This window comes from Delftia sp. DLF01, from assembly GCF_014852125.1.
Taxonomy (GTDB): Bacteria; Pseudomonadota; Gammaproteobacteria; order Burkholderiales; family Burkholderiaceae_C; genus Comamonas; species Comamonas acidovorans.
In genome coordinates, this window is the sequence record NZ_JACVAZ010000003.1 from 43,701 (window position 1) to 68,376 (window position 24,676).

Genomic DNA, 24,676 nt, shown 5'->3' on the forward strand with positions numbered 1-24,676 from the left:
TGGATAAAGTGAACCCAGCTTCAGGAGTGCACATGGCAAATCGCAAAAATCCCCGGGCCGCCCTGGTCGCCCGCCAGGCCACCGACCTGGCCGTCGCAGCGCCCCAGGTCGTGGCCCATCGCCTTACCCGCATGGCCATGGCAGGTGCCAATCCCTCCGCGCGGGACCGGCGTGAATTCACACGCATGGTGTCCGAGAAACAGACAGCCTTCCAGCAATCCTGGGCGGCGATGGGCATGCAGTCCATGGTTGCCAGCCAGGCCCTGATGCAGGCCTGGATGCGCATGTGCTGGACCCCCTGGAGCACCTCCAGCTGGAACGGCGGAGTCCTGGCATCGCAGGCCTCGCAATGGCAAAACGCCATGTGGGGCGTGGTGGGCAAGGGCCTGGCCCCCGTGCACCGCACGGCGGTGGCCAATGCCAAGCGCCTGGCGCGCGGCTGAGCACGGCTGAGCGCGGCATGAGCACGGCCAAGTGCGACTGATCGCTGCTCAACGCGGCTGATCCACCCATATCAAGCCCGCTCCATTCACCGGAGCGCGGCGGCGCGGCAGGGCCGATGCGAGGGCGAGGTTCGGGTATCCTCGCGGCCTTCGTTCCGTTTTGCTGCGCTGCCGCATTTCCAGGCATGGACTCCATGCAGAGACTGAAAACACGGCCGCGGCAGGCGGATTCCCCCTTTCTGCCATCGCTTTGCCAGTCTTCCCCGGAGTTCTCTGATGACACACAAGGCCCCGCCAGCCGGCCAGGGCCTGCACGGTCAAGACGACCTGCAGCGCAATCTCACCAACCGCCATATCCAGCTCATCGCCATCGGCGGGGCCATAGGCACGGGCCTGTTCATGGGCTCGGGCAAGACCATCAGCCTGGCCGGCCCGTCCATCATCTTTGTCTACACCATCATCGGCGTGATGCTGTTCTTCGTGATGCGGGCCATGGGCGAGCTGCTGCTGTCCAACCTGCAGTACCGCTCCTTCATCGACTTCTCATCCGACCTGCTCGGCCCCTGGGCGGGCTTCTTCACGGGCTGGACGTACTGGTTCTGCTGGATCGTCACGGGCATTGCCGACGTGATCGCCATCTCGGCCTACTCGCAGTTCTGGTTCCCGGACCTGCCGCAGTGGGCACCGGCCATCGCCTGCGTGGGCCTGCTGCTGGGCCTGAACCTGCTGACGGTGAAGCTGTTCGGCGAGATCGAATTCTGGTTCGCCATGATCAAGATCGTGGCCATCGTGGCCCTGGTGGGCACGGGGCTGTACATGGTGGGGGCCGCCTTCGTCTCGCCTGCGGGCCGCACGGCCAGCCTGTCCAACCTCTGGAATGACGGCGGCATGTTCCCCAACGGGATGATGGGCTTCTTCGCGGGCTTCCAGATCGCGGTGTTCGCCTTCGTGGGCATCGAGCTGGTGGGCACCACGGCGGCCGAGGCCAAGGACCCCGAGCGCACGCTGCCGCGCGCCATCAATTCGATTCCCGTGCGCATCATCGTGTTCTACGTGCTGGCCCTGATCGCCATCATGGCCGTCACCCCCTGGCGCGACGTGGTGCCCGGCAAGAGCCCGTTCGTGGAGCTGTTCGTGCTCGCAGGCCTGCCGGCCGCCGCGGGCGTGATCAATTTCGTGGTGCTGACCTCGGCTGCCTCGTCGGCCAACAGCGGCGTGTTCTCCACCAGCCGCATGCTCTACGGCCTGGCACTCAAGGGCGATGCGCCCCGGGCCTTCCACCGGCTGTCGCGCAGCAGCGTGCCCTCGCGCGGGCTGCTGTTTTCCTGCACCTGCCTGCTGGCCGGCGCGTTTCTGATGTGGGTGGTGCCCGATCTTGTGGAAGCCTTCACGCTGGTCACCACGGTATCGGCCATTCTGTTCATGTTCGTGTGGTCGCTGATCCTGCTGTCCTATATCGCCTACCGGCGCCAGCGCGCGGCCCTGCATGAGGCTTCGCGCTACAAGATGCCCGGCGGCGTGGCCATGTGCTGGGCCTGCCTGGTGTTCTTTGCCGCCATCCTGGGCCTGCTCACCTTGCAGGCCGACACGCGCCAGGCGCTGGTGGTGACGCCGGTCTGGTTTGCCCTGCTGGCCATCGCCTACCAGTTCGTGCGCCGCCAGGCATCGCGCCAGTCGGCGGAGCGTTCCACCGCCCTTGCGGGCACGGCAGCCGAACCGCGCTGACCCTCTCCCGGCCGCCCCCCTGCGCATGGGGGCGGCCATTGCAGGGGCCTTTGGCGCCCGCGCACCCTCTGCGGCCCCCTTCAGCGCCTCCCTCAGCGCCTCCGCTGCCCCTCTTGCTGCGCACCAAACTTGTGCACAGCATCTTTGGCCTGTCCAGCAGTTAGATAACGAGTAAACAAAAATACAACTGTCTTTACGCCAACAAAAAGATGTGGATACAAATCGTTATCATTCGCACCTTGATTTTTAACCAAACCGGAACTTTACAAAGATGGTCAGAATCTCGGTGCTCCGCCCGCTTCCTCTTTGCGCCGCCTTGGCATGCACATCCATGGCCCATGCCCAGTCAGCCGACAACAAGGCCGACACGTCCCTGTCCACCGTGGTGGTGACGGCCTCGGGCACGGCCGTGGACATCAAGGAAGCGCCGGCCAGCATCAGCGTGATTACCCGCGAGGACATCGAGCGCAAGCCCGTCACCAGCATCGGCGAGCTGCTGTCCACCATTCCCGGCGTGACCGGCGGCCTGTCGGGCACGGGCGCCCAGTCCAAGATCAAGCTGCGCGGCCTGCCCGAGAAGTACACGCTGATCCTGGTGGACGGCAAGCGCCAGGGCAACTCTGCCGGCATCAACTACCGCGACGACCTGGGCTCGCAGGATCTGGACTGGATCTCGCCCGAGATGATCGAGCGCATCGAGGTGGTGCGCGGTCCCATGTCCTCGCTGTACGGCTCGGACGCCATGGGCGGCGTGATCAACATCATCACGCGCAAGATCGGCAAGCGCTGGAGCGGCTCGACGACGCTGAACTACAGCAAGCCCTCCGACGGCGACCGCGGCGACACGCGCCAGCTGGGCTTCAACATCAGCGGCCCGCTGTCCGACAAGTTCGGCCTGCGCCTGGGCGGCAACTACACGGACCGCGCAGCCGACGAGAGCACGGGCGGCTTCCCGGGCACCTACCAGTCCACGGCCGGCTCGCGCAAGCAAAACCTCAACGCCCTGCTCAACTGGCAGCTCACGCCCGACCAGGTGATCGGCATCGAGGCCGCGCAAGGCATCCAGCGCGCCACGGGCTCCGACGCGCGCACGGCGTCGGGCGACCAGGTGGTCTATCCCTGGGGCCTGAGCAAGCTGGAGCAGACCAAGTTCGGCCTCAGCCATGACGGCCGCTGGGGCGACCTGACCTCCAAGCTCAACCTCGTGCACAACAAGTACGAGGACAAGGGCGACACCATCGGCAACAACTCCAAGGAAACCACGCTGGACGGCCGCATCGACAAGCCGTTGAAGCTGTGGGGCCTGGACCAGGCCATGACGCTGGGCATGCAGTGGCGCCGCGAGTCGCTGGACAACCGCGACACCATCGGCCTGGCGCCCATCGACTACGCGGGGCGCCCGGTCTCGGGCTCGGGCCTGAGCGCCACCACCTGGGCGCTGTTCGGCGAGGACCAGATCTTCCTGCGCGAGAACCTGGCGCTGACGCTGGGCCTGCGCATGGACCACCATCAGAAATACGGCAACAACTGGAGCCCGCGCGCCTACCTGGTCTACCACCCGGCCTCGGAGTGGACGGTGCGCGGCGGCGTCTCGCGCGGCTTCCGTGCGCCCAACCTGAAGGAAAACTCGGCCAGCGCCGCCACGCAATCCGGGGGCAACGGCTGCCGCAGCCTGGCCGGCATGGGCTGGACCAGCACTAGCGTCAACGCCGACGGCACGCGCGGCTGCTACATGGCCGGCAACCCCGACCTGCAGCCCGAGACCAGCACCAACTTCGAGCTGGGCACGAGCTGGGACCGCAATGGCTGGGCCCTGGGCGCCACGTACTTCCACACCAACTTCAAGAACAAGATCGACTACCAGCCGCTGGGCTTCTACAACGGCTTCTGGTGGACCCGCATGGCCAACGCCCAGCGTGCCCGCACGCGCGGCCTGGAAGGCTTCGTGAACGTTCCCCTGGCCAAGGGCCTGACCTGGAACACCAACATCACCAAGATGTTCGAGTCCAAGAACCTGAGCACGGGCGCCTCGCTGCTGGCCGTGCCCGAGCTGTCCATCTACTCGTCGCTGCAGTGGCAGATCCGCCAGGGCTGGTCCGCCATGTTCAGCGCCCGCCACGTGGGCAAGGAAGTCGTGACCACGGGCACGGCCACCACCTTCGCCAAGGCCTATACGACCTTTGACGTGTCCATGAACTACAACGTGACCGACACCCTCACCCTGCGCGCCGGCATCATCAACCTGGCCGACAAGGAAACCCGCACCATCGGCGCCAACTATGACAACGGCGGCCGTACCTACTTCGTGGGGATGACGGCGCGGTTCTGATGGCGCGGTTCTGATAGCGCGTTATCGGCCCTTGCGCTGACCCAGACAAAGCGCCCGTTGTGACGGGCGCTTTTTTCATGGCGAGGAGCAAAGCCTCACTCCCAGACACCGCCCTGCGCAGGGGGCTTGCGCGTCAGCAATTCCTCGTCTGTCAAGGGCCGGCCTGTCCAGACATTCACCTTCGAGGCGCCGGCCGCGTTGGCCAGCTCGCGCAAGGCCCTCAGTTCCACCTGGGTGAATCCGCCCTCGGGGTCGCCGAGCGGATGGATGACGATGTGCGGGGAGGCCGCCAGCCAAGCACGCCGATGCATGCGCCTGAGCTGGTACTTGAGAAGCTGCTCGGCCAGGATGAAGTCCGATATCAGCGAACGCGGGTGGGCGAAGGGATTGACGACTTCGGCAGGCTCCGATGCAGCCGCGAGCCTGGCCTGCGGGCCGGCCGCGAGAATCCGGCGCCGGGGCGGCGGACTCAGGGCCAGCTCGGGAACCTCCGACAGGGTCTGCCCGGTCTTCGGATCCTTCAGCGTCAGGCGCTTGGGAGAAATCTGTACGTAGATGAGTGGTAGGAAGGCAGAGAGCATGGACATCCATCAATCGATTTTCTGAACCACGGTCTGGCCCGGCAGCAAGGCCCGGCCATCCCCGCTGCGCGGCAGCATGGGCGCGACAGGCTGGCCGGTCTGGCGGTCCAGCAGCAGCGAATGAGGTTCGCCCGGCGCGAACAGATGGCCTTCACCCCACTGCCGCAAGGCCACGATCACCGGGAACAGCTCAAGGCCCTGGGCCGTGAGCACGTATTCCAGGTAGGCCGAGCCTTCTGCGGCCGGGCGGGTTTCGAGGATGCCGGCCTCCACCAGCCGGCGCAGCCGGTCGGCCAGGATATTGCGGGCCGCGCCCAGGCTGCGCTGGAAATCGCCAAAGCGGCTGATGCCATCGAAGGCATCGCGCACGATGAGCAGCGACCAGCGGTCGCCGATCACATCCAGGGAGCGGGCCACCGGACAGGGCTGCGGTGTGTCAGGACGGGTGTCTTCTTTCATGACGTCATTGTGGTTGCATTTCAAAACTGGTTCAACTAGCATCCAACCAGTTTTGTTTTGCAACCGGATTCAACCCATGAACGCCTTCCCTGCTCCGGACACGGTCCGCATGCCGCGCAGCCTGGTGCTGCTGTTCGCCGCTGCCAGCGGCCTGAGCGTGGCCAATGTCTACTACGCCCAGCCGCTGCTGGAGGCGCTGTCGGCCGACTTCGGCATCAGCCATGCGGCCGTGGGCGGCGTGGTCACCGCCACGCAGGCCGGCTGCGCGCTGGCGCTGCTGCTGCTGGTGCCGCTGGGCGACCGGCTGGAGCGGCGGCGGCTCATGCTTTTGCAGTTGCTGGGCCTGGTGCTGGCTCTGGCGGCCGTCAGCACCGCGCGTTCGGCCGTTCTGCTGCTGGCGGGCATGCTGGCCGTGGGCCTGCTGGGCACGGCCATGACGCAGGGGCTGATCGCCTATGCGGCCAGCGCCAGCCAGGCGCATGAGCGCGGGCGCGTGGTGGGCGCGGCCCAGGGCGGGGTTTTCATCGGCCTGCTTTTGGCGCGCGTGTTTGCCGGCGCCGTGGGTGACCTGGCTGGCTGGCGTGGCGTCTATGCCTGCTCGGCCCTGTTGATGCTGGCCCTGGCCTGGCTCCTGTGGCGGCAGCTGCCCCGGCTGGCGGTGCCCTTGCATGCACCCAGCTACACGCAGCTGCTCGCCTCCATGCTCCAGCTGCTGCGCCAGGACCGCATGCTGCGCACACGCGGCATGCTGGCCCTGCTGATGTTTGCCACCTTCAATATCTTCTGGAGCGCCCTGGTTCTGCCGCTGAGCGCACCGCCCTACAGCCTGTCGCTCACGGCCATCGGCGCCTTTGGCCTGGCGGGCGTGGTGGGCGCACTGGCAGCAGCCCGTGCCGGCCACTGGGCCGACCAGGGTTTCGCGCAGCGCACCAGCCTGGGCGCGCTGGTGATCCTGCTGCTGGCCTGGGCGCCGATTGCGCTGCTGGAGCAATCGCTGTGGGCGCTGGTAGTCGGCATCGTGCTGCTGGACCTGGGCGGCCAGGCCCTGCATGTGACCAACCAGAGCCTGATCTTTCGCAGCAACCCGCAGGCCCACAGCCGGCTGGTGGGCCTGTACATGCTGTTCTATGCCGTGGGCAGCGGGCTGGGCGCGCTGATTTCCACCAACGCCTACGCGCGGTTTGGCTGGCACGGCGTCTGCGTGGCGGGGGCGGCGTTCAGCCTGGCGGCCCTGGTGTTCTGGGCCATGACGCGGGAGACGGCTGCCCAGGCCAGCGTCCCCGCCTAGACCCGGCTCACCAGCTCCGAAGGCACCCGGCCCAGCGCCTTGCGGAACATGGTGGAAAACGCGCTGGGGCTGTCATAGCCCAGGTCCAGGGCCACCTGCGTGACCGATGCGCCCGCAGACAGCCTCGACACCGCCGCCAGCAGGCAGGCCTGCTGACGCCAGGCGCCAAAGGCCATGCCTGTGTGCTGCTGGAAAAACCGGCTGAAGGTGCGCAGGCTCTTGTTCAACGCCTGTGCCCAATCCTGGGGCGTGGCGCGGATGCTGGGCTGGGCCAGGAACTGCTTGCACAGGGCGGCCAGCTTTTCATCGCGGGGAATGGGCGCGAACAGCGGCAGGCTGCGGGCCGAGGCCAGCTCATGCAGCACCAGCGTGACCAGGGCGCCGTCGCGGCCTGCTTCGTCGTACAGCGCCGGCAGGTCGGCGCAGGACAGCAGCAGCTGGTGCAGCAGCGGGGTGACGACCAGGGCCTCGCAATGCACACCCGGGCGAGGCGCAGCAGCCGGTTCGATGTACAGGCTGCGCGTGCTCACGCCCTGCATGCGCACGCTGTGCGGCTTGCTGGCCGGAATCCACACGCCGCTGTAGGGCGGGATGGTCCAGGCGCCGTCGTCGGTTTCCACTTCCATCAGCCCGCTCATCCCATAGAGAAACTGGGCACGCCGGTGGCTGTGCGTGGGCAGCAGCGTGCCAGGCGTGTAGTCGGTGCCGATGGCCAGCACGTCGCGAGCCACGGCGTCCACGGAATGCAGCGGGATGTTGAGCATGGGGATGTCCGGAAAACAGCCAACAGGCTTTGGCAGGAATTCGAGGATTATTGACCTATCCGCGAAAGCAGGCCAAACCGCAGCATCCTAAGGTTCAGTCCTTGCTCGTTTTTTCCAAAGGACTGTCTGTGTTCCCTCTCCTGCTGCTGGCTTTCGGTGTGCTTGCCGGCGTGACCACCGTGCTCTTCGGCTTTGGCGGCGGCTTCGTGGCCGTTCCGCTGCTTTATGCGCTGCTGACCTCCATCCACGGCGCGGACTCCGCCGTTGGCCAGGCTGCCATGCACATTGCCGTGGCCACCTCCACCTGCGTGATGATTTTCGGCGCCTCCATGGCCACGCTGCGCCAGCACCGCGCGGGCGCTCTGCCCTGGGATCAGGTGCGGGCACTGGCCGGCTTCATCGCGGCCGGCGCCGTGGCGGGCGCGGCGGCCGCCACCTGGATCAGCGGGGAATGGGTGCGCTGGGCTTTCATTGCCTACCTTGCGCTGACCATTGCCGACGCGCTGCTGCGCCCGGGCTTCGTGCACGGCACCACCGCCCAATTGCAGCCCATGGGCCGCAGGCCCGCCGCCATCGCAGGCCTGGCGATTGGCGCGATTGCAGCCTTCCTGGGCGTGGGCGGCAGCGTGATGACCGTGCCGCTGATGCGCAGGCGTGGCGCCAGCATGGCGGCGGCCACGGCCATGGCCAGCCCGCTGTCCCTGCCCATGGCCGTGGCGGGCACCGCTGCCTACATGCTGGCATCGCGGGGCGCGGGGCTGGGCCCCTGGCATGTGGGCTATGTGGACCTGCAGGCCTTTGCATTGCTGACGGCCGGATCGTGGACCGGCATCAGGCTGGCGGCCCCGCTGATCGGCCGCATTCCCGATGCCCTGCATGCCAAGGCCTACCTGGCCCTGCTGGGCCTGGTGCTGCTGGTCATGATCGTGGCCTGAACGCGGCGCTCATCCCTCTTCAAAGATGGACTCGATACGGGTCTCGAACACCCGGGCGATGGCGAATGCCAGCGGCAGGCTGGGGTCGTAGCGGCCTGTCTCGATCGCGTTCACGGTCTGGCGCGACACGCCCAGCAGGTCCGCCAGCGCAGCCTGGCTCCAGCCGCGCTCGGCGCGCAGTTCACGGATGGTGTTTTTCATCGCAGGGCCGCCCCAAGATGAAAAGGCACCCCCTCGGGGGGCAGCGGACCTTGCACAGCAAGGGGAGCGCGGGGGTCATTTTTCATGGGAGGGGCACTTTGGCGGAACAGCTCATCGGCTGCGCAGCCAGTGGGCCACCGAAGCCGCCACCCAGAGCGCACCCATCAAGGGCCATACCATGAACATGCTGAGCTTGGGAAAACCTGCCATTTCCAGGAATCCGTAGGTGAAGGTGAGGCCCGCCGTACCCGCCGCCGCAATCGCCAGCTGCTCCAGCATGGACTTGCGCAGGAACTCGTCGGTATCGCGCACCAGGCGCACGATGGCCCGCACGGCCAGCGCAAACGCCAGCATGGGGCTCAGCAGCAGCGCCGTGCGCAGGGCCCCGGCCTGCATGTCGGCGCTGAGCAAAAGCGCCCCCACAAGCAGCGCCATGTAGAGCAGCAGCGCAAATCCAAGTTCCTTCTGATAGCGGCGGTTGGTGACCGTTGTTTGATTCATGGAAGTCTCTCGCAATGTGTAAAGGATGCTTGACATTGTGCAATGCCATCCGCGGACATGTCAAGCAAGCTTTACATCGGTACTGAACGCCCCGCCGTACAATCGCCGCCGTTGGTGCCAGCAGCCCCAGGGGCTGCGGTTAAACGGGAAACATGGGGCGGCCAGATAAAGCCGCCCGCATGTACTGCCCCCGCAACAGTGAGTGAAACGCCGCGTGCATGGCACCGGCCCCCGCCAAACCCGTGCCACTGGGCGTACAGCCCGGGAAGGCCTTGGCGAGTGCGTCACCAGTCTGGATACCGGCCAACAGGCGGCCGGCCGCGCATGCAGCGCAGCCGGTCTTTGTGGTTTCCGTGCCGGCGGGGTCGCTGGCGCGCAACTGGCTCGCATCCATGCACACCCTCGCCCTCGCGCGCGCCCCTGGCGCCGCTCTTCGCTCGCCCTCGGCGTTTCCCGTACTGCGCACGTTGTCCGCCCTGGCTGCGGCCTCGCTGCTGGCCTGCCAGGCCCAAGCACAGGCACAACAGGCGCAGCGCGCACAGGCCTCCCAGCTCGATACCGTGGTCGTCACTGCCTCGCGCAGCGAACAGTCCCTGCACACCGTCACGGCCGACATGACCGTGATCGACGCCGAGACCATTGCCCGCAGCGGCGCCACGGGCGTGGCCGACCTGCTGGTGCAGGTGCCGGGCGTGCAGATCAACCGCAATGGCGGGCCGGGCCAGGTCACCTCGGTCTACCTGCGCGGCACCAGCAACCAGCACACTGCCGTGTTCATCGACGGCGTGCGCTACAGCTCGCAGGAGCTGCAGGGCGGCGCGGTCTGGTCCACCCTGCCGCTGGCGCAGATCGAGCGCATCGAAGTGCTGCGCGGCCCGGCCGCCGCCATCTATGGCTCAGACGCCATGGGCGGCGTGATCCAGATCTTCACCAAGCGGGCGGACGGCCAGACCCGCGCCTATGCCGAGGCCGGCATAGGCAACCAGGGCACCAGCAAGCTCGCCACGGGATTTCAGGGCGGTGCCAACGGCTTCACCTATGGGCTGAACCTGGCTGACGAGCGCAGTGACGGCTTCGACGTCTACCCCGGAAACACCTTCTCGCCCAACCCGGACAAGGATGGCTACAGCAACACCTCGCTGGGCCTGAACGCGGGCTACAAAACGGGCATCCACCAGATCGATGCCAGCCTGCTGCACAGCCGCCTGCGCACCCACTACGACCAGAGCCCGCCGCCGTTCGACGACTACGACGTGGTCAAGAACACCACCGGCAGCCTGCGCTGGCAGGCCGGCTGGAACGCCATCTACAAAAGCGTGGTCCAGATCTCCCATACCGACAGCCAAAGCGACCGCCACACCCAGTCGCCCGAAAGCGCCAAGGGCCGCTCCACCAACTACCTGCTGCAGAACCTGTTCACGCTGGGCCAGCACCGTTTCAACATCGACCTGGAGCGCCGCGAGGACAAGCTGGACACGCAATACGCCTGGACCCAGAACACCGACAGCCGGCGCGTGCAGAACTCCCTGTCGGCCGGCTGGCGCCTGACGGAGGGACGCCACCAGTTCGACGCCAACCTGCGCCACGACCAGGTGCGCGACCAGCAGAACAAGACCACGGGCGGCCTGGGCTACGGCCTGCAGATCGACGAGCGCTGGCGCTGGGTGGCATCGGCCGGCACGGCCTTCAGAACGCCCACGCTGTACGAGCGCTTCACGGGCCAGGCGGCGGCCGACCTCAAGCCCGAAAGCAGCACCAACGTGGAAACGGGCCTGCACTATGCGGCCGGTGCCAACCGCCTCTCGGCCGTGGTCTACCGCAACAAGTTCAAGAACCTCATCACATACGACTGGAACAGCGCGGTTCCCTGCAACTGCTACCGCAACTGGCAGAGCGTGGAAATCACCGGCCTGACGCTGTCGGGCAGCACGCGCCTGGGCAGCGCCAACCTGGGCGCCTCGCTGGACTTCATGAACCCCGAGAACCTGGAGACCGGCAAGCTGCTGCCCTACCGCTCCAAGCGCATGCTCAAGCTCAACGCCGACACCCAGGCGGCCGGCTGGACGCTGGGCGGCGAAGCGCAGCTGTACAGCGGCCGCTACGCAGACGAGGCGAATACCTTCAAGCTGGGCGGCTACGGCGTGGTCAACCTCTACGCCCAGCGCCAGCTGACCAGGCAATGGACGCTGCTGGCCCGGGTCAACAACATCGCCGACCGCGACTACGCCCCCACGCGCGGCTATGCGAACGCAGGCCGCACCGTGTTCGTCAGCGTGCGCTGGACTCCCCTGCCCTGACCGCCATGCACCTGCTTGTGCGCCTGCCCCGCCTTCTGCTGCTGATCGCCGCCCTGGCCTGCGCGGGCGGCGCCAGCAACGCCCATGCGCAAAAGACGGGAGACGCGAGCCAAGGCAGCACAAGCACAGCCACTCCCTACACCATTACCGACATGCGCGGGCGCCAGGTGCGCCTGGAGCGCGTGCCGCAGCGCATCGTCTCGCTGCTGCCCTCGCTGACCGAATCGCTGTGCGCGCTGGAGGCCTGTGAGCGCATCGTGGGCGTGGACGAGTTCTCCAACCACCCGGCGCGCGTGGCCGCCCTGCCCAAGCTGGGCCACACTTTTGCCCCGCTGGTCGAGGCCACCGTGCGGCTCAGGCCCGACGTGGTGCTGATGGCGTATTCCGCACCCGTCATCGCGCAGCTGGAGCGCTTCGGCATTCCGGTGCTGGCGCTGGACGCCAACGACATGGCGCAGCTGGAGCAGGTGCTGCACAAGCTCGACCAGCTGCTGCAGGTGCAGCGCGCCAACGCCCTGCTGGCGCGCATGCAGGCCGAGGTGGACCAGCAGGCCAAGGCGCTGGCGGCGCATGCGCCCGCCGGGCAGAAGGTGTATTTCGAGGTGGACGCCACGCCTTATGCGGCGGGGCCGGACTCATTCATAGGCCAGCTGCTGCAGCGCCTGGGCGCGCGCAATGTGCTGCCGCAGAACCTGGGGCCCTTCCCCCGCATCACGCCCGAATACGTGCTGCGCCAGCAGCCAGAACTCATCATCCACACGCCGCAGACGCCATCGGCCAGCTTTGCCACCCGCCCCGGCTGGAGCCGCATGCCCGCCGTGCGCTCAGGCCGCATCTGCGCGCTGGACCTGGTCGAGACGGACGTGGTCTCCCGACCCGGCCCGCGCCTGGGCGAGGCAGCGCGGGCGCTGGGCCGCTGCCTGGAGATGCGGGGCACGGCGCCGCGTTGACTTCGCTGGCCAGAGCTTGACCCGCTTGGCCGATAGCCTTGCCTACTCCAGCACCACGGCCGTGCCGCTGGCAGACACCATCAACATGCCGTTGCCCTGGCCCAGCACTTCGTAATCCAGGTCCACCCCCACCACGGCATTCGCGCCCAGTTCCTGGGCGCGTTCCTCCAGCTCCTTGAGCGCAATCTCGCGCGCCCGCTGCAACTCGCGCTCATAGGTGGCCGACCGCCCGCCCACGATGTCGCGCAGCCCGGCAAACAAATCCTTGAACACATTGGCGCCCAAAATCGCCTCGCCCGCGACCACGCCGCAGTAGCGGGTGATGCGGCGGCCTTCGATCTGGGGGGTGGTGGTGATGATCATTGAAGCTCCTGGGTGTTGGTGATGGGAGTGCCGAGCTTTCGCCACTCGGCCGGACTAGCTGTGAACCGTCAAGCGATTGTTTGGAGATTTGATCCTAGACACGGAGCGACTTGGCCGCTGCTGCGGTGCAGTCTGTGCCAGTTGTAATGATGCTGTCAGCTCGCCAGGGCATTGGTCCGCTCAGCCGAGTTCTGGCACGTCCCCCCATCGGACTTGCCTACTATCGCTGCCCGCGTCTGTTCAAGCCCCATCACCACCCGCCCTCTTGCCTTTCCGGATTTGATCGCCACCGGCAGCCGGCTCAACCAATGCCCGTTTGGCCCCAGCGACGTGACGCGCAGGTTGGACAACTGGCGCGATGTGGGCAAGGGTTTCATGGAAAGTACACGAATGCACTCATCGAGCTGAGCCGCAGAGGAAAAACGCAGTACATGCGCCCCAAACTCCACGCAGAGAACGGCAAAGCCCTTGTGGGGAATGTGAGCAGGTGCCGAGGGCAGGTAACGGCTGGCGCGGCACCAGAGCCCAACCTCTTGCTCGGCATGCACCCAGTAGGCCATGGGTTCGGAACGCCAGTCCTCAACGAATTCGATCCAATGGCGGGGCACTGGCACAGGCCATCTCCTTCAGAGGTATTCAAGAGGCGGATTGTGTCGCAAAGTATGGCGAGATTTGCCTTGATGCCCGCCATCACGCCGGGCCGTAGATGGCCCAAGTACTTACATTCATGGTTCCGGTACACAGTCGCCAGTATTCATGGCAGGACCATCCCATGCGCACCAATGAGTCAAAAATCCTGGCGAAAGCCATATACGAGATCCGTCTTCTCCTTAGCGGATATCTGGGGAGCAACGTGGATGCGGATCCGAGCGTACGGATCGCAGCGCACCTGGCCTATGCCCTGCACAACGATGCATTGGCCGTGCTGGAGGGAAATGGCTTCAGCGCCGACGAAGCGCTGAAGCGGGTGGCGGCCGTGGACTCGCTTCTAGGAGTCGAGGTGGGGAGCGAATTCGTTCGCAGCTTGGAAGCTTAGGGCTGCCTTGCCAGGCCGGTGTAACGCGGGATATTCCATCTGGCGTGATCGCTGCGGCCGTGCGGGGTAGTACGCGCGACCACAGATGAGGGCAAGACCGGCTTTCCTGCCCGGGCCTGCGGTCACCCGGCTCGGCAGCAGGCTCAGGCGGGCTGCCTTCCTTTCATCGGCCTGCATGATCCGGACACCACGCGGCTGCCCGAACAGCCCCATAATCTGGCTTCAAAATTTCACGACACCAATGACACAGTCCCTCAAAGAACTCCTTGCGGCCAAGGCCGCGCTGGACATGGAAATTGCCAAGGCCCGCACCTCGGCGGCCGACGCTGCCCTGTCCAAGGTCCAGAAGCTGGTGACCGATTTCGGGTTCACCCAACAGCAAGTGTTCCCCTACATCCCTGAAAAAACCAGTGCGCCGGCGAAGTATCGCGATCCGGCCACGGGAGCGACGTGGACAGGTCGAGGCAAGCCTCCGAACTGGATCAAGGACCAGGATCGCGAAGACTTCCTCATCGAAAGCAAACCCGAAGCGGCCCAAGGCCCGTTTCTCGCCGAAATGGCGGCAGCGGCAGCTCGCAACTGAAGGCGCTGCACACGGCGGCACTCAGGATGCAGTGCGATGCCGTGAGGTTCCGATGCGAAGGAATCTGTGCCCTCCGAAAAAAAGCCCTCTGAGCATTCAGCGGGCTTTTTTTCCGGCCTGGCGCCGGCAATGTGGCTGCCCTGTGCATCTTTGCAGGGCGTCCATGGCGGTCGTGCAAGAGGGAACCAGCAAGGCCTGCGCTGCAGGGTGGTACCCATCGGGATTTCTGTAGCAGATCCCGTTTTCAGAGCTTGGGCTTCACAGCCTTGGCACGTTCCGCGTCGAGGGCGTTCTTCTTTGCCGAGTCGGCCGCGTCCTGCTGCTGCTTTAGCGCGTCATAGACGTGCTGCGTCTCCACGATGGTGACCTGAAGCTGCTCCACCAGCTTTTCCGGATTCATGAAGTTCCACTGTGCCTGCACAAACGAGCCGCAGCGCTCGCCGAATTTTTCCGGGGTTGAACCACGGTTGCGGGTACCTGGGCATGGGGCCTGTCCACGCGCGCCTTTGTAGATCTTGCCAGCGCGATCGAATTGCCATGAAGCCAGTCCACGCAGGACATCCACGTCAGTGAAAGAAGGCTCGCCGTATTTTTCCTTCAAGGCTGCCAAGGTGGCTTCCTTGGTTGGACGCGAGCCGGTTTCATAACGCTGCTCCCGGTACACGAACCAGGTGGCATTTCGCTCGTCGAAAATGACCTTGAGCAGATCGGGCGGAAACACCTTGCGCGGATCATCCTTGGCCTCGAAACCTGCGACTTTCTCCTCTCCGGCGCGCCGCAGATCGGAAAAAACATATTTCGGATTGGCGGCCGCAGCGGCAGCACGGGCCTGATCTGGCGTGGCGCCCAAGCGTATGCCGCTGATATTCAAACTGGACTCTGCATGTGCTGGAAGAACAAGAGCAAGAACGGCAGCCCCAGTAAGAAACGCGGAAAACTTCACAAAAACCCCTTTTTAAAATAAATGAATAATCAAGCAGGAATATAGGAAATATTCTTGATATTTGATTATCAAATTCCAGAAAGCACCCATCCACGGCCTGAACAAGCCAATGAACAATGCAGATGGTGTTTCTGTAGTCTAGCCTCTCGAGACTGGGGAAAATCCGAACACTTTGGATTCCTTACACTTGAATACAAGTGCACCAGCCTGACGATTGCCTGAAATTGTTATTTTTCTATTATTTCTTCATTCTTCATTTGTTTTTCTTATTCAACCGGCAGCGTCATGCCGGCCCGGGCAGACACAGCAGACGCCCTCCCGCGCCTGCCTTTTCTGCTTTTTTTGCTTTGATGCCCGGCCTGCCCCTCAGGCGTGGCTGACCGGGCAGCTGCCTGCCTTGCCCATGATGCTGTCCGCAGGCGCCTGCGCGCGGTCGTTCAGGCCGTAGTCGCGCAGCACCTGGGTGACGCGCACGCGGTAGTCCTTGAAGATCTTGTCGCGGCCGGCGCGCTGGGCGCTGAGGTGGGCTTCCACGTTGCGCCACTGGACGACGGCTTCCTCGTCGCGCCAGGTGGTGACGGACATGACTTTCTCGGGGTTGAGCGTGCTCTGGAAGCACTCCACAGAGATGAACCCCTCCATGGGCTTGAGCATGGGGGTGAGCTTGTTGACCAGGTCCACATAGGTCTGGTTCTGGCCGGGCAAGGCCTGCAGTTCGAACAGTACGACAACCATCTTCAACTCTCCTTTTTTCGGGAACAGAGATTCCGGCGCCGCGCAGCGGCGGCTCCGGCGTGGGGGAAATGGGTGAATGGGCGGCGCCGCAGGTTCAGCGGCTGCGCTCCAGGTTGGTCAGCCAGGCAGCCAGCACATCGCGCGCGGCCAGGGTCAGCAGGCCGCCGTATTTCTGGGCATCGGCGCGCAGCGTGCGCGGGTCCACCTTGGCCATGCCGAGCTCACAGGCATGGCCGACCAGCCAGCGCTCCAGCCGGGCCGCGTCGGCCTCCAGATGGAATTGCAGGCCCAGCACCTGCGGGCCCACGGCGAAGGCCTGGTTGGCGCCGATGGCGGTGCCAGCCAGGTGCACGGCGCCTTCGGGAATGTCGAACTGGTCGCCATGCCAATGGAGCACGGGCACGCCGTCCAGTTTGGCGAGGGGCGAGGCCAGGCCCGCATCGGTAAGCGTGAGCGGCGAAAAGCCGATTTCCTTGACGCCCAGCGGGTAGACCCTGGCGCCCAGCGCGCGCGCAATGAGCTGCGCGCCCAGGCAGATGCCCAGCAGCGGCTTGCCGCTGTCCAGCCAGTGGCGCACGGCCGCCAGCTCCTGGGCGACGAAGGGATAAAGCGCCTCGTCATAGGCACCTATGGGTCCGCCCAGCACGACCAGCAGGTCGGCACGGCCCAGGTCCAGGGTGTCAAGCTCGCCGATGCTGGGATCGACGTACTGCACTTCGTAGCCGCGGCTGGCGAACTCAGCATGCAGGGTGCCCAGGTCTTCGAAGTGGATATGGCGCAGCGCGATGGCTTTTTTCATGGGAGGAACTCAGGTGGATACAGGAGGGTGGCTTGGAACGTGCGGAGCCCGTCAGGCGCCGGGCTTGAGATCGACGTGGATATGGCCTGCCGAGGGGAAGGTGCAGCAGGCCAAGGCATAGCCGGCCTCCTTTTCCCTGTCGCTGAGGCAAAAGTCCGCCTCCAGCCGTGAACTGCCTCCCGTGATGCGGATGCGGCAACTGCCGCAGATGCCGGCCCGGCACTGGCTGCGGATGGCAATGCCCACGCCCTCCAGGATTTCCAGCAGGCTTTTGCCGGACGCGGCTTCGACAATCTGCCCGCTGTGCGCGATCTGCAGCTGGCATGCCTGCGCGGTCTCGCCTGGCTGGGCGGTGGATGCGGCAGGCGGCGTGAAGGCCTCGATGTGCTGTATGGCACCGGGAAAGCAGGCCCGCGCATGCTCGCGAAAGGTCTGCGCAAAGGCGTGGCCACCACAGATGACCACTGCCTGGGGCTGGCCCAGCGCCAGCAGGGACTGCTGCGAGGGGCGGCCCGGCACGAAGGGGCCGTGGGCGGCAATGTCTTCACGCGTGATGTGGATACGCAGGTCGAACCAAGATGCCGTTTCGCACAGCTGCTGCAGCTCCTGCAGGAACGGAATGTCGGCCATGCGCGCAAAGCACAGCAGCAGCGTGGTGCGCGGCACGCGCTGGCCCTGCTGCTGCTGCCGGTCCAGTTCGCGCAGCAGCGCCAGCGGCAGGGTCAGGCCGATGCCGCCGGCCAGCATGACCAGGGAGTCCAGGCCCAGCACCAGGTCGGCCGTGATGTCACCGGCCACGTGGCCGAGCGGCAGCGTGGAGCCTGCGCGCAGCACGGCATGCATGTGGTCGGAGACGCTGCCCCGGCCCGAGCTTTTGACGGCAATGTCGAACTGGCCGGCGCCGTCGTGCTCGCTGCAGGGCTCGTAGCGGGTGATGGAGTACAGCCGCTGCTGCACGGCGCCGCTGGCGTCGGCATGCTCGACGGCCACATGCCGGCCGGGCCGCAGGCCGCCGAGGAACTGCGCCGAGGCGCCCTGCACGCGCAGGGTGTAGACCATGACGCCGCCCGCCTCTGCCCGTGCCGCGGCGCAGCGCGCCAGCGTGCTGCCTGCCTGGAGGGCGGCGCTCATGCCTGCATCTCCTCGAGGACCGAGGACACCAGCGCCACGCTGCCGCCCAGGTTGCGGCCCGCCAGGCCGATGCGGTCGATCAGGCTTTGCACCGAGTCGGTGTAGACGCCGATCTCGTTGCTGTCGCCCACGTCGTGCAGGATGTCGCGCGCATGCGGCATGCCGACCATGGTGAAGACGGTGGACCAGGCGCCCAGCTCGTTGTTGGCGAACATCTGCACGGTCTTGAGGATGATGGAGCGCAGGTAGCTGCGCTCGCGGTTGCTCAGGCCCTGGACGATGTCGGTGGCCACCGAGCTGAAGACGCTGGAGTGGCTCCATTCGTCCACGGCGTGGGTGCGGGTGACCTCGTGGCAGATGGGCTGGATGCTGCGGTCCTCGGCCATGGTCTTGAGGTAGTCGGTGATCAGGGTCTCGCTGGCGCAGGCAATGGCGAAGCGGGCCAGGCGGCGCTCCCATTCCGCGCCGCACTGCGCCAGCACGCCGTTGCGCCAGCCGACGAGGTTGAAGTCCGCGTAGTCCAGCGGCGCCAGGCCGCGCATCTCGTAGATGTAGTTGCAGGCCATGATGGACATGCGGGTGTGCAGGGCCTCGTCCAGCAGGGCCTGGGACATGACGTCCTGCAGCAGCGCCCGGTTGGCGCTGGGCGGCGGGGTCTTGATGATGTCCTCGCAGGCCGGCGTGACCACGTTGCACTCGATGTAGATGGTCTTGAGGTTGTAGATGCCCCAGGCGTAGGACAGGCATTGGTCGCGCAGGTGCTGGGGTGCCTCCACCCATGCCTGGTGATCGCGAAACGGCAGCAGCGAGGCGGTGAAGTCCTGCCGGGCGGGGTCGAACGCCAAGCCGCAGTAATCAGGCAGGTCCTGATTCACGGCCGCTCTTGACTTCCAGAGCAGGGACAGCTTTTTGAGCGCATCGCGCACGGCGTCATCTGTCCGAGAGATATCGAGATTCATTTTTCAACTCCGTGTGATTGAACTTGATTGATCTGAGTCAAATCGCCTATTCCCTCCCCCCGCTTTCTCCATCCGCCGCAATCACCAATGGCGCTGCAAATGACGATGCACATGGCGCTTCAAATGACGCCGCAGATGGCAGATACGTTGCCATGGATTTCTTCACTCTGTCATATTCCGCCTTGAATCAATCTGCCCGACTGCTGATTGCGGATGATTCGTGGCGGTATTGGATCTCATGACTTTCAACGTCTGGCGGCGAATTCTATGGAGAGAGCATGGATTCAAACAGACCTATTTTCGTCAATGAACCAGACCGCTTTTTTCAACCGTTTACATTGGCATGCCACCTTAATTGGTCTGCTCACCCGCTGAAACATGGTCGGAATCAAGGCGGCTGCAATTTGTAGACTGCCCATTACCGATGCGTCCTGGTTTCCAAATCCTTCCATAACCCGGACGCTGCCGATTCCCGTGCTTCAGCGCCTCCAAGACAGCCAATGCGACATGGACGATTTATCGCTCCCCAAAATCAATTCACTGGATCTTCAACAGGCAGACAGCGAGGCCTGGGATGCCATCGCGGCCGAGCGGATTCGCCAGTCACGCTCGATTGAATTGATTGCCTCTGAAAACTTCGTGAGCCGCGCGGTGATGGAGGCGCAGGGCTCGGTGCTGACCAACAAATACGCCGAGGGCTATCCGGGCGTGCGCTACTACGGCGGCTGCGCCAATGCCGATGCCGTCGAGAACCTGGCCATTGCGCGTGCCAAGGCGCTGTTCGGCTGCGCGCACGCCAACGTGCAGCCGCACTCGGGCAGCCAGGCCAACCAGGGCGTGTACCTGGCGTTCCTGGAGCCCGGCGACAAGATCATGGGGCTGGACCTGCGCTCGGGCGGCCACCTGACGCACGGCTCCCGCGTGAGCGTGTCGGGCAAGTGGTTCCAGTCCATCAGCTACGAGGTGGACGCCCGCTCCCAGCGCATCGACATGGACCAGGTGCGGCGCATTGCGCTGAAGGAGCGGCCCAGGCTCATCATTGCCGGTGGCTCGGCCTATTCACGGCAGATGGACTGGGCCGAGTTCCGGCGCATTGCCGACCGGGTGGGCGCCCTCTTCATGGCCGACATCGCGCACGTGGCGGGGCTGGTGGCCGCGGGCGTGTTCCCCTCGCCCGTGGAGCACGCCCATGTGACCACGACCACCACGCACAAGACGCTGCGCGGGCCGCGCGGCGGCATGATCCTCTCGGCCGACGCCGAGATCGCCAGACGCATAGACGCCGCCGTGTTTCCGGGCCTGCAGTCCGGCCCGCTGATGCATGTGGTGGCGGCCAAGGCGGTGGCGCTGGGCGAGGCGCTCAAGCCCGCCTTTCGCACCTATGCGCGGGCCGTGGTGGACAACGCCCGCGTGCTGTGCGACCGGCTTTCGCAGGGCGGACTGTCCGTGGTGTCCGCAGGCACGGACTGCCATCTGGGCGTGATCGACCTGCGCCCCTGGGAGCTGACGGGCAAGGCCGCCGAAACGGCGCTGGAGCAGATCGGCATCACGGTCAACAAGAACGCCGTACCCGGCGATGGCGCGCGGCCGCTGGTGACCTCGGGCATCCGCGTGGGCAGCGCGGCCTGCACCACGCGCGGCATGGGCGCCGACGAGTTCCGCGAGATCGGCGACATGATTCTTGCCACGCTGGGCGGCATACGCAGCGGCACCATGAACGCGCGCACGCTCAAGTCCATCCACGAAGGCGTGTCCGACCTGACCGGGCGCTTTCCCCTGCCCTATTGAGGCATGCAGCGTCCGGCGTCTCCCAACCTGTCAGGGTTTTCGCAGCGCGTTGGCCAGGCGCAGCACGGCGGCCTCGATCTCGTAGGCCGTGAGCGAGGCATAGCCCAGCAGCCAGCCCGGTTGCCGCTGCTCGCCAGCGTACAGGCGGCTGAGCCCCTGCAGCAGCACGCCGGCTGCGGCGGCGCGGCGGATGGTGTCCTCCTCGGACCAGCCGGGCTCCAGCAGGCAGGGCACCTGCATGCCGCCCTGGGGCCGTGGCGCGGTGACGATGCCGGCCAGGTGCCTGCCTATGGATTCGAGGATGACCTCGCGCCGCCCCGCGTACAGCTTGCGCATGGCCCGCACGTGGGAGTTGTAGTGGCCGTCTTCCATGAAGCGCGCCAGCGTCAGCTGCTGGATCTGGGGCGTGTGCCCGTCCATGATGCTGCGCGCCTGGACAAAGGCGCGCACCAGCTCCTGCGGCAAGGCCATGTAGCCCATGCGCAGGCCCGGGTACAGGGTCTTGCCGAAGGTGCCGATGTAGATGGTGCGCGCGTGCTTGTCCAGGCCTTGCACGCAGGCGGTGGGCATGCCGTCGTAGTGGAATTCGCTGTCGTAGTCGTCCTCGATGATCCAGCGCCCGCTCTCGAAGGCCCAGCGGATCAGGTCCAGCCGCCGCTCCAGCTGCATGGTGACGCCCGTGGGGTACTGGTGCGACGGCGTGACATAGACGCAGGTGGCGCCGCTGCGGTCGGCATGCAGCAGGTCCGTGCGAATGCCTTGCGCGTCCACGTCGATGGGCAGGACCTTGGCCTCGGCCGATTCGAAGGCCTTTCTGGCGCCGAAGTAGCCCGGGTTCTCCAGCAGGATGGGCCGGCCCGCATCCACCAGCAGCTGCGCGCACAGGAACAGCGCCTGCCGCGTGCTGCTGAGCACCACGATCTGCCCGGCGTCCACCTTGGCGCCGCGCTCCAGGTTGAGGTAGGTGGCAATGGCCTTGCGCAGCGGCTCGGCGCCCTGCGGGTCGCCGTGCAGCAGGACGCTGGCACGGTAGTCCTTGAGCGCCTGGCGCTGCAGCCGCTCCCAGACATCGGTGGGAAAGGTGCGCGTCTCGGGCAGGCCGGTGGCAAAGGCCCGAATGGTCTGCTGGTCGGCGATGCCACCGCCGTCAACAATGGCCTGGCCGCGCCGGCTCAGGCCGGCACCGGCCCTGCCCGCTGCGGCCACCTGGGCGCTGCGCTCGTGCTCGGGCGAGCGGCCGCGCCGCGCCGCCCGGCCCCGCAGCTCGGTGCCGATGGTCTCGGAGACATAGCTGCCCGATCCCTGGCGCCGCACGATGAAGCCGTCGCGGTGCAGCTGGGTGTAGGCGTTCTCCACCGTGTCGCGGGCAATGCCCAGCGAGTCGGCCAGCGAGCGCGTGGCCGGCAGTTTCAGTCCCGGCAGCAGCGCACCATCCAGGATCAGCGCACGCATGGCGCGCTGCACCCGCTGGTGCAGGTCCAGCTGTCGCAGGTCGGCATCTCCCATGCGGATCTTCAGGGTCTCAAGCTCGAAGGTCTTGCTCATGCGGTCTGCCGCCTTTCATCTCATTGCACCTCTTTGGCAGGCCATTGTACTGACGCAAATGCTGCGCGCCCATTGCAAAGTGGTCTGCAACAAGAGAGCGAAGTGTATGGATCATTCAGTCCACTTCGGCGCTCAAATACCCCTTTCCCCAGACAGCCAGGAATCCAACCCCCAAGGAAAACGAGAAGACCATGCCTTCATCAGACACACACTCACCCCTTCGCTTCAGCGACCTCATCCACCCCGTGGTGGCCGGGCTGATCTCGGTCATCGTCAACTACGGCGGCACCTTCATCCTGGTGTTCCAGGCCGCCAAGGTGGCCGGCCTGAGCCCGGAACTCACGGCTTCGTGGGTGTGGTCGATTTCGATTGGCGTGGGCGTCACCGGACTGGTGCTCAGCTGGCTCTCGCGCGAGCCCATCATCACGGCCTGGTCCACGCCGGCCGCCGCCTTCCTGGTGACGGCCCTGGCCACCACGCCGTATGCCGAGGCCGTGGGCGCCTATGTGGTGTCGGCCGCGGCCTTCGTGGTGCTGGGACTGTCGGGCTGGTTCGAGCGCGTTATCCGGCTGATTCCGCCCGGCGTGGCCTCGGGCCTGCTGGCGGGCATCCTGCTGCAATTCGGCATCAAGGCCTTTGGCGGCATGAGCGTGGACCCGTTGCTGGCCGGCCTGCTGATCGTGGCCTACGTTCTGCTCAAGCGGCTGACGGCGCGCTATGCGGTGGTCGGCATCCTGGCGCTGGGCCTGGCGTTCCTGCTGGCGCAGGACCGTGTGGACCTGTCCGGGCTGCAGCTGCGCTTTGCCGCGCCCGTGTTCACGCGGCCGGAATTCACGTTCAACGCCCTGCTGAGTGTGGCCCTGCCGCTGTTCCTGATCACGCTGACCGGCCAGTACATGCCCGGCATGCTGGTGCTGCGCAACGACGGCTTCAGGACCAGCGCCAACCCCATCGTCACGCTGACGGGCCTGGGCTCGCTGCTGATGGCGCCGTTCGGCTCGCACGCCTTCAACATCGCCGCCATCACGGCCGCCATCTGCACGGGCAAGGAGGCGCATGAAGAGCCGTCCAGGCGCTGGATCGCGGGCATCGCTGCGGGCGTGTTCTACATCCTGGTGGGCGTGTTCGGCGTCACGCTGGCGGCCGTGTTCATGGCGTTCCCGGCCACCTTCATCACCACGCTGGCGGGTCTGGCGCTGCTGGGCACCATCGGCGGCAGCCTGGCCAATGCGCTGGCCGATGCCAAAACCCGCGAGGCCTCGCTGATCACCTTCCTGGCCGCCGCCGCCAACATTTCCATGCTGGGCATAGGCGGCGCCTTCTGGGGCCTGGTCATCGGCCTGGTCGCCCATGCCGTGCTCAACGGCCAGTGGCCGCGCCGGGCCGCCCGCAGCGAGGCGGGCACCGGCAACGTGCCCGCCGCCGATGCCGCCATCAAAAGGAGCTGAAACCATGCTTGCGACACAAGACACCACCGGCGGCACCGCCCAAGCCGCCGACACCCTGACCCGCCACGACCAGCACGGCCGCTACCCCCAGGCCGAGACGGTGGACGATTTCCGGCACAACCTGGCCACCGTGCAGGCGCGCATGGCCGCTGCCTGCCGCCGCGCGGGGCGCGACCCGGCCAGCGTGCGCCTGCTGCCCGTGAGCAAGACCAAGCCCGAGTCCAGCCTGCGCCTGGCCCACGCGGCGGGCTGCCGCATGCTGGGCGAGAACAAGGTGCAGGAAGCCTTCGGCAAGTGGGAGGCCATGCAGGACCTGGCCGATCTGCAGTGGTCCGTCATCGGCCACCTGCAGACCAACAAGGCCAGGCTGGTGGCACGCTTTGCCAGCGAGTTCCAGGCGCTGGACAACCTGCGCGTGGCCGAGGCGCTGGACCGCCGCCTGCAGGCCGAAGGCCGGGCGCTGGACGTGTTCGTGCAGGTCAACACCTCGGGCGAGGCCAGCAAGTACGGCCTGCCGCCCGACGAGGTGCAGGGATTTGTCCAGGCCCTGCCCGCCTTCAGTGCGCTGCGCGTGCGCGGCCTGATGACGCTGGCCCTGTTCTCCAGCGAGGCCGAGCGCGTGCGCCAGTGCTTCGTGCTGCTGCGCCGCCTGCGCGACCAGCTGCGCCAGAGCGCGCCGGCGGGTATCTCGCTGGATGAGCTGTCCATGGGCATGTCCGGCGACTTCGAGATCGCCATCGAGGAAGGCGCCACCGTGGTGCGCGTGGGCCAGGCCATCTTCGGCGCCCGCGCCCAGCCGGACAGCTTTTACTGGCCCGCAGGCGGCCCCGATCCTGCCGCCCTGGCACTGCCATGAACGCGCCCCCTCGCCCC

25 protein-coding genes and 1 riboswitch are annotated in these 24,676 nt (G+C 66.1%); of the genes, 12 read left to right on the forward strand and 13 right to left on the reverse strand.

The features are described from left to right. Positions 1-32: 32 nt before the first annotated feature. The 3 genes from IB269_RS15405 to IB269_RS15415 all read left to right on the forward strand — a co-directional run bounded on the left by IB269_RS15405 (position 33) and on the right by IB269_RS15415 (position 4,497). A complete protein-coding gene (locus tag IB269_RS15405; protein ID WP_071955864.1) occupies positions 33-443 on the forward strand; it encodes a polyhydroxyalkanoate granule-associated phasin in 411 nt (136 codons plus the stop codon). A gap of 276 nt (positions 444-719) precedes the next feature. Further along, entirely contained in the window at positions 720-2,168 is a 1,449-nt protein-coding gene (gene cycA, locus IB269_RS15410; protein WP_192367571.1) for a D-serine/D-alanine/glycine transporter, read from the forward strand. Positions 2,169-2,499: 331 nt separating this feature from the next. After that, entirely contained in the window at positions 2,500-4,497 is a 1,998-nt protein-coding gene (locus IB269_RS15415; RefSeq protein WP_013802452.1) for a TonB-dependent receptor domain-containing protein, read from the forward strand. A gap of 95 nt (positions 4,498-4,592) precedes the next feature. Here IB269_RS15415 and IB269_RS15420 read toward each other — a convergent pair whose 3' ends face one another. Then, entirely contained in the window at positions 4,593-5,084 is a 492-nt protein-coding gene (locus IB269_RS15420) for a rod shape-determining protein (RefSeq protein WP_225614155.1), read from the reverse strand. Positions 5,085-5,087: 3 nt separating this feature from the next. Further along, on the reverse strand, positions 5,088-5,537 hold the full coding sequence (locus IB269_RS15425) for a winged helix-turn-helix transcriptional regulator (RefSeq protein ID WP_192367573.1): 450 nt from the start codon (positions 5,535-5,537) through the stop codon (positions 5,088-5,090). 76 nt (positions 5,538-5,613) lie between these two features. Here IB269_RS15425 and IB269_RS15430 point away from each other — a divergent pair, with 76 nt between their 5' ends. Further along, the gene (locus IB269_RS15430; RefSeq protein WP_192367574.1) at positions 5,614-6,825 is read left to right on the forward strand and encodes an MFS transporter; all 1,212 of its coding nucleotides are present in this window, start codon (positions 5,614-5,616) and stop codon (positions 6,823-6,825) included. Here the strand turns inward: IB269_RS15430 and IB269_RS15435 are convergent. Next, positions 6,822-7,589 carry an AraC family transcriptional regulator gene (locus IB269_RS15435; protein WP_013802455.1) on the reverse strand — a complete coding sequence of 256 codons (768 nt, stop codon included), beginning with the start codon at positions 7,587-7,589 and terminating at the stop codon, positions 6,822-6,824. The two genes, IB269_RS15430 and IB269_RS15435, sit on opposite strands and share 4 nt — an antisense overlap. A 128-nt stretch (positions 7,590-7,717) precedes the next feature. On the opposite strand from IB269_RS15435, the gene IB269_RS15440 reads away from it, so the two are divergent. Further along, positions 7,718-8,524 (forward strand): sulfite exporter TauE/SafE family protein, encoded by an 807-nt coding sequence (locus tag IB269_RS15440; protein ID WP_192367575.1) that lies wholly within the window; start codon positions 7,718-7,720, stop codon positions 8,522-8,524. Between the two features lie 9 nt (positions 8,525-8,533). Here the strand turns inward: IB269_RS15440 and IB269_RS15445 are convergent, their stop codons facing one another. Continuing rightward, on the reverse strand, positions 8,534-8,725 hold the full coding sequence (locus tag IB269_RS15445; RefSeq protein WP_192367576.1) for a helix-turn-helix transcriptional regulator: 192 nt from the start codon (positions 8,723-8,725) through the stop codon (positions 8,534-8,536). Between the two features lie 111 nt (positions 8,726-8,836). Beyond that, the gene (locus IB269_RS15450) at positions 8,837-9,226 is read right to left on the reverse strand and encodes a hypothetical protein (protein WP_017406629.1); all 390 of its coding nucleotides are present in this window, start codon (positions 9,224-9,226) and stop codon (positions 8,837-8,839) included. A gap of 95 nt (positions 9,227-9,321) precedes the next feature. Continuing rightward, positions 9,322-9,549: riboswitch (cobalamin riboswitch) on the forward strand. A gap of 69 nt (positions 9,550-9,618) precedes the next feature. Here IB269_RS15450 and IB269_RS15455 point away from each other — a divergent pair. Together IB269_RS15455 and IB269_RS15460 are read left to right on the forward strand one after the other, a co-directional pair. Further along, a complete protein-coding gene (locus IB269_RS15455) occupies positions 9,619-11,523 on the forward strand; it encodes a TonB-dependent receptor domain-containing protein (RefSeq protein WP_192367577.1) in 1,905 nt (634 codons plus the stop codon). Between the two features lie 5 nt (positions 11,524-11,528). After that, positions 11,529-12,473, forward strand: coding sequence for an ABC transporter substrate-binding protein (locus tag IB269_RS15460; RefSeq protein WP_192367578.1), 945 nt, complete (start codon positions 11,529-11,531; stop codon positions 12,471-12,473). Positions 12,474-12,515: 42 nt separating this feature from the next. Here the strand turns inward: IB269_RS15460 and IB269_RS15465 are convergent, their stop codons facing one another. Both IB269_RS15465 and IB269_RS15470 read right to left on the reverse strand, forming a co-directional pair. Then, complete coding sequence (locus IB269_RS15465) at positions 12,516-12,836, reverse strand: heavy metal-binding domain-containing protein (protein ID WP_012205554.1); 321 nt, start codon at positions 12,834-12,836, stop codon at positions 12,516-12,518. Positions 12,837-12,991: 155 nt separating this feature from the next. Next, the gene (locus IB269_RS15470) at positions 12,992-13,396 is read right to left on the reverse strand and encodes a hypothetical protein (protein ID WP_192367579.1); all 405 of its coding nucleotides are present in this window, start codon (positions 13,394-13,396) and stop codon (positions 12,992-12,994) included. A 212-nt stretch (positions 13,397-13,608) separates the two neighbouring features. On the opposite strand from IB269_RS15470, the gene IB269_RS15475 reads away from it, so the two are divergent. Both IB269_RS15475 and IB269_RS15480 read left to right on the forward strand, forming a co-directional pair. Then, the gene (locus IB269_RS15475; protein WP_013802460.1) at positions 13,609-13,872 is read left to right on the forward strand and encodes a hypothetical protein; all 264 of its coding nucleotides are present in this window, start codon (positions 13,609-13,611) and stop codon (positions 13,870-13,872) included. Between the two features lie 241 nt (positions 13,873-14,113). Continuing rightward, on the forward strand, positions 14,114-14,455 hold the full coding sequence (locus IB269_RS15480; RefSeq protein ID WP_013802462.1) for an H-NS family nucleoid-associated regulatory protein: 342 nt from the start codon (positions 14,114-14,116) through the stop codon (positions 14,453-14,455). 244 nt (positions 14,456-14,699) lie between these two features. Here IB269_RS15480 and IB269_RS15485 read toward each other — a convergent pair whose 3' ends face one another. The 5 genes from IB269_RS15485 to IB269_RS15505 form a co-directional block, all read right to left on the reverse strand. Further along, positions 14,700-15,398, reverse strand: coding sequence for a hypothetical protein (locus IB269_RS15485; RefSeq protein WP_192367580.1), 699 nt, complete (start codon positions 15,396-15,398; stop codon positions 14,700-14,702). A 366-nt stretch (positions 15,399-15,764) separates the two neighbouring features. After that, positions 15,765-16,133, reverse strand: coding sequence for an antibiotic biosynthesis monooxygenase family protein (locus IB269_RS15490; RefSeq protein WP_012205544.1), 369 nt, complete (start codon positions 16,131-16,133; stop codon positions 15,765-15,767). A 94-nt stretch (positions 16,134-16,227) separates the two neighbouring features. Continuing rightward, entirely contained in the window at positions 16,228-16,932 is a 705-nt protein-coding gene (locus IB269_RS15495) for a glutamine amidotransferase (RefSeq protein WP_192367581.1), read from the reverse strand. Between the two features lie 51 nt (positions 16,933-16,983). Continuing rightward, positions 16,984-18,063, reverse strand: coding sequence for a 2Fe-2S iron-sulfur cluster-binding protein (locus IB269_RS15500; RefSeq protein WP_192367582.1), 1,080 nt, complete (start codon positions 18,061-18,063; stop codon positions 16,984-16,986). After that, on the reverse strand, positions 18,060-19,022 hold the full coding sequence (locus tag IB269_RS15505; protein ID WP_012205541.1) for an AurF N-oxygenase family protein: 963 nt from the start codon (positions 19,020-19,022) through the stop codon (positions 18,060-18,062). The genes IB269_RS15500 and IB269_RS15505 overlap by 4 nt, the downstream gene beginning before the upstream one ends. A gap of 507 nt (positions 19,023-19,529) precedes the next feature. On the opposite strand from IB269_RS15505, the gene IB269_RS15510 reads away from it, so the two are divergent. After that, the gene (locus tag IB269_RS15510) at positions 19,530-20,810 is read left to right on the forward strand and encodes a serine hydroxymethyltransferase (protein ID WP_192367583.1); all 1,281 of its coding nucleotides are present in this window, start codon (positions 19,530-19,532) and stop codon (positions 20,808-20,810) included. A gap of 30 nt (positions 20,811-20,840) precedes the next feature. Here IB269_RS15510 and IB269_RS15515 read toward each other — a convergent pair whose 3' ends face one another. Further along, the gene (locus IB269_RS15515) at positions 20,841-22,355 is read right to left on the reverse strand and encodes a PLP-dependent aminotransferase family protein (RefSeq protein ID WP_013802466.1); all 1,515 of its coding nucleotides are present in this window, start codon (positions 22,353-22,355) and stop codon (positions 20,841-20,843) included. Between the two features lie 191 nt (positions 22,356-22,546). On the opposite strand from IB269_RS15515, the gene IB269_RS15520 reads away from it, so the two are divergent. Together IB269_RS15520 and IB269_RS15525 are read left to right on the forward strand one after the other, a co-directional pair. Beyond that, positions 22,547-23,803, forward strand: coding sequence for a benzoate/H(+) symporter BenE family transporter (locus IB269_RS15520; RefSeq protein WP_192367584.1), 1,257 nt, complete (start codon positions 22,547-22,549; stop codon positions 23,801-23,803). A gap of 4 nt (positions 23,804-23,807) precedes the next feature. After that, a complete protein-coding gene (locus tag IB269_RS15525) occupies positions 23,808-24,659 on the forward strand; it encodes a YggS family pyridoxal phosphate-dependent enzyme (protein ID WP_096916217.1) in 852 nt (283 codons plus the stop codon). Positions 24,660-24,676 lie beyond the last annotated feature (17 nt).

What these genes read in the sequence shown, in the direction of transcription:
- IB269_RS15405 (WP_071955864.1), top strand. Translation starts at nt 33, where the DNA reads ATGGCAAATCGCAAAAATCCCCGGGCCGCCCTGGTCGCCCGCCAGGCC.
- cycA (WP_192367571.1), top strand. Translation starts at nt 720, where the DNA reads ATGACACACAAGGCCCCGCCAGCCGGCCAGGGCCTGCACGGTCAAGAC.
- IB269_RS15415 (WP_013802452.1), top strand. Translation starts at nt 2,500, where the DNA reads ATGGCCCATGCCCAGTCAGCCGACAACAAGGCCGACACGTCCCTGTCC.
- IB269_RS15420 (WP_225614155.1), bottom strand. Translation starts at nt 5,084, where the DNA reads ATGTCCATGCTCTCTGCCTTCCTACCACTCATCTACGTACAGATTTCT.
- IB269_RS15425 (WP_192367573.1), bottom strand. Translation starts at nt 5,537, where the DNA reads ATGAAAGAAGACACCCGTCCTGACACACCGCAGCCCTGTCCGGTGGCC.
- IB269_RS15430 (WP_192367574.1), top strand. Translation starts at nt 5,614, where the DNA reads ATGAACGCCTTCCCTGCTCCGGACACGGTCCGCATGCCGCGCAGCCTG.
- IB269_RS15435 (WP_013802455.1), bottom strand. Translation starts at nt 7,589, where the DNA reads ATGCTCAACATCCCGCTGCATTCCGTGGACGCCGTGGCTCGCGACGTG.
- IB269_RS15445 (WP_192367576.1), bottom strand. Translation starts at nt 8,725, where the DNA reads ATGAAAAACACCATCCGTGAACTGCGCGCCGAGCGCGGCTGGAGCCAG.
- IB269_RS15450 (WP_017406629.1), bottom strand. Translation starts at nt 9,226, where the DNA reads ATGAATCAAACAACGGTCACCAACCGCCGCTATCAGAAGGAACTTGGA.
- IB269_RS15455 (WP_192367577.1), top strand. Translation starts at nt 9,619, where the DNA reads ATGCACACCCTCGCCCTCGCGCGCGCCCCTGGCGCCGCTCTTCGCTCG.
- IB269_RS15460 (WP_192367578.1), top strand. Translation starts at nt 11,529, where the DNA reads ATGCACCTGCTTGTGCGCCTGCCCCGCCTTCTGCTGCTGATCGCCGCC.
- IB269_RS15465 (WP_012205554.1), bottom strand. Translation starts at nt 12,836, where the DNA reads ATGATCATCACCACCACCCCCCAGATCGAAGGCCGCCGCATCACCCGC.
- IB269_RS15470 (WP_192367579.1), bottom strand. Translation starts at nt 13,396, where the DNA reads ATGGCCTACTGGGTGCATGCCGAGCAAGAGGTTGGGCTCTGGTGCCGC.
- IB269_RS15475 (WP_013802460.1), top strand. Translation starts at nt 13,609, where the DNA reads ATGCGCACCAATGAGTCAAAAATCCTGGCGAAAGCCATATACGAGATC.
- IB269_RS15480 (WP_013802462.1), top strand. Translation starts at nt 14,114, where the DNA reads ATGACACAGTCCCTCAAAGAACTCCTTGCGGCCAAGGCCGCGCTGGAC.
- IB269_RS15490 (WP_012205544.1), bottom strand. Translation starts at nt 16,133, where the DNA reads ATGGTTGTCGTACTGTTCGAACTGCAGGCCTTGCCCGGCCAGAACCAG.
- IB269_RS15495 (WP_192367581.1), bottom strand. Translation starts at nt 16,932, where the DNA reads ATGAAAAAAGCCATCGCGCTGCGCCATATCCACTTCGAAGACCTGGGC.
- IB269_RS15500 (WP_192367582.1), bottom strand. Translation starts at nt 18,063, where the DNA reads ATGAGCGCCGCCCTCCAGGCAGGCAGCACGCTGGCGCGCTGCGCCGCG.
- IB269_RS15505 (WP_012205541.1), bottom strand. Translation starts at nt 19,022, where the DNA reads ATGAATCTCGATATCTCTCGGACAGATGACGCCGTGCGCGATGCGCTC.
- IB269_RS15510 (WP_192367583.1), top strand. Translation starts at nt 19,530, where the DNA reads ATGGACGATTTATCGCTCCCCAAAATCAATTCACTGGATCTTCAACAG.
- IB269_RS15515 (WP_013802466.1), bottom strand. Translation starts at nt 22,355, where the DNA reads ATGAGCAAGACCTTCGAGCTTGAGACCCTGAAGATCCGCATGGGAGAT.
- IB269_RS15520 (WP_192367584.1), top strand. Translation starts at nt 22,547, where the DNA reads ATGCCTTCATCAGACACACACTCACCCCTTCGCTTCAGCGACCTCATC.
- IB269_RS15525 (WP_096916217.1), top strand. Translation starts at nt 23,808, where the DNA reads ATGCTTGCGACACAAGACACCACCGGCGGCACCGCCCAAGCCGCCGAC.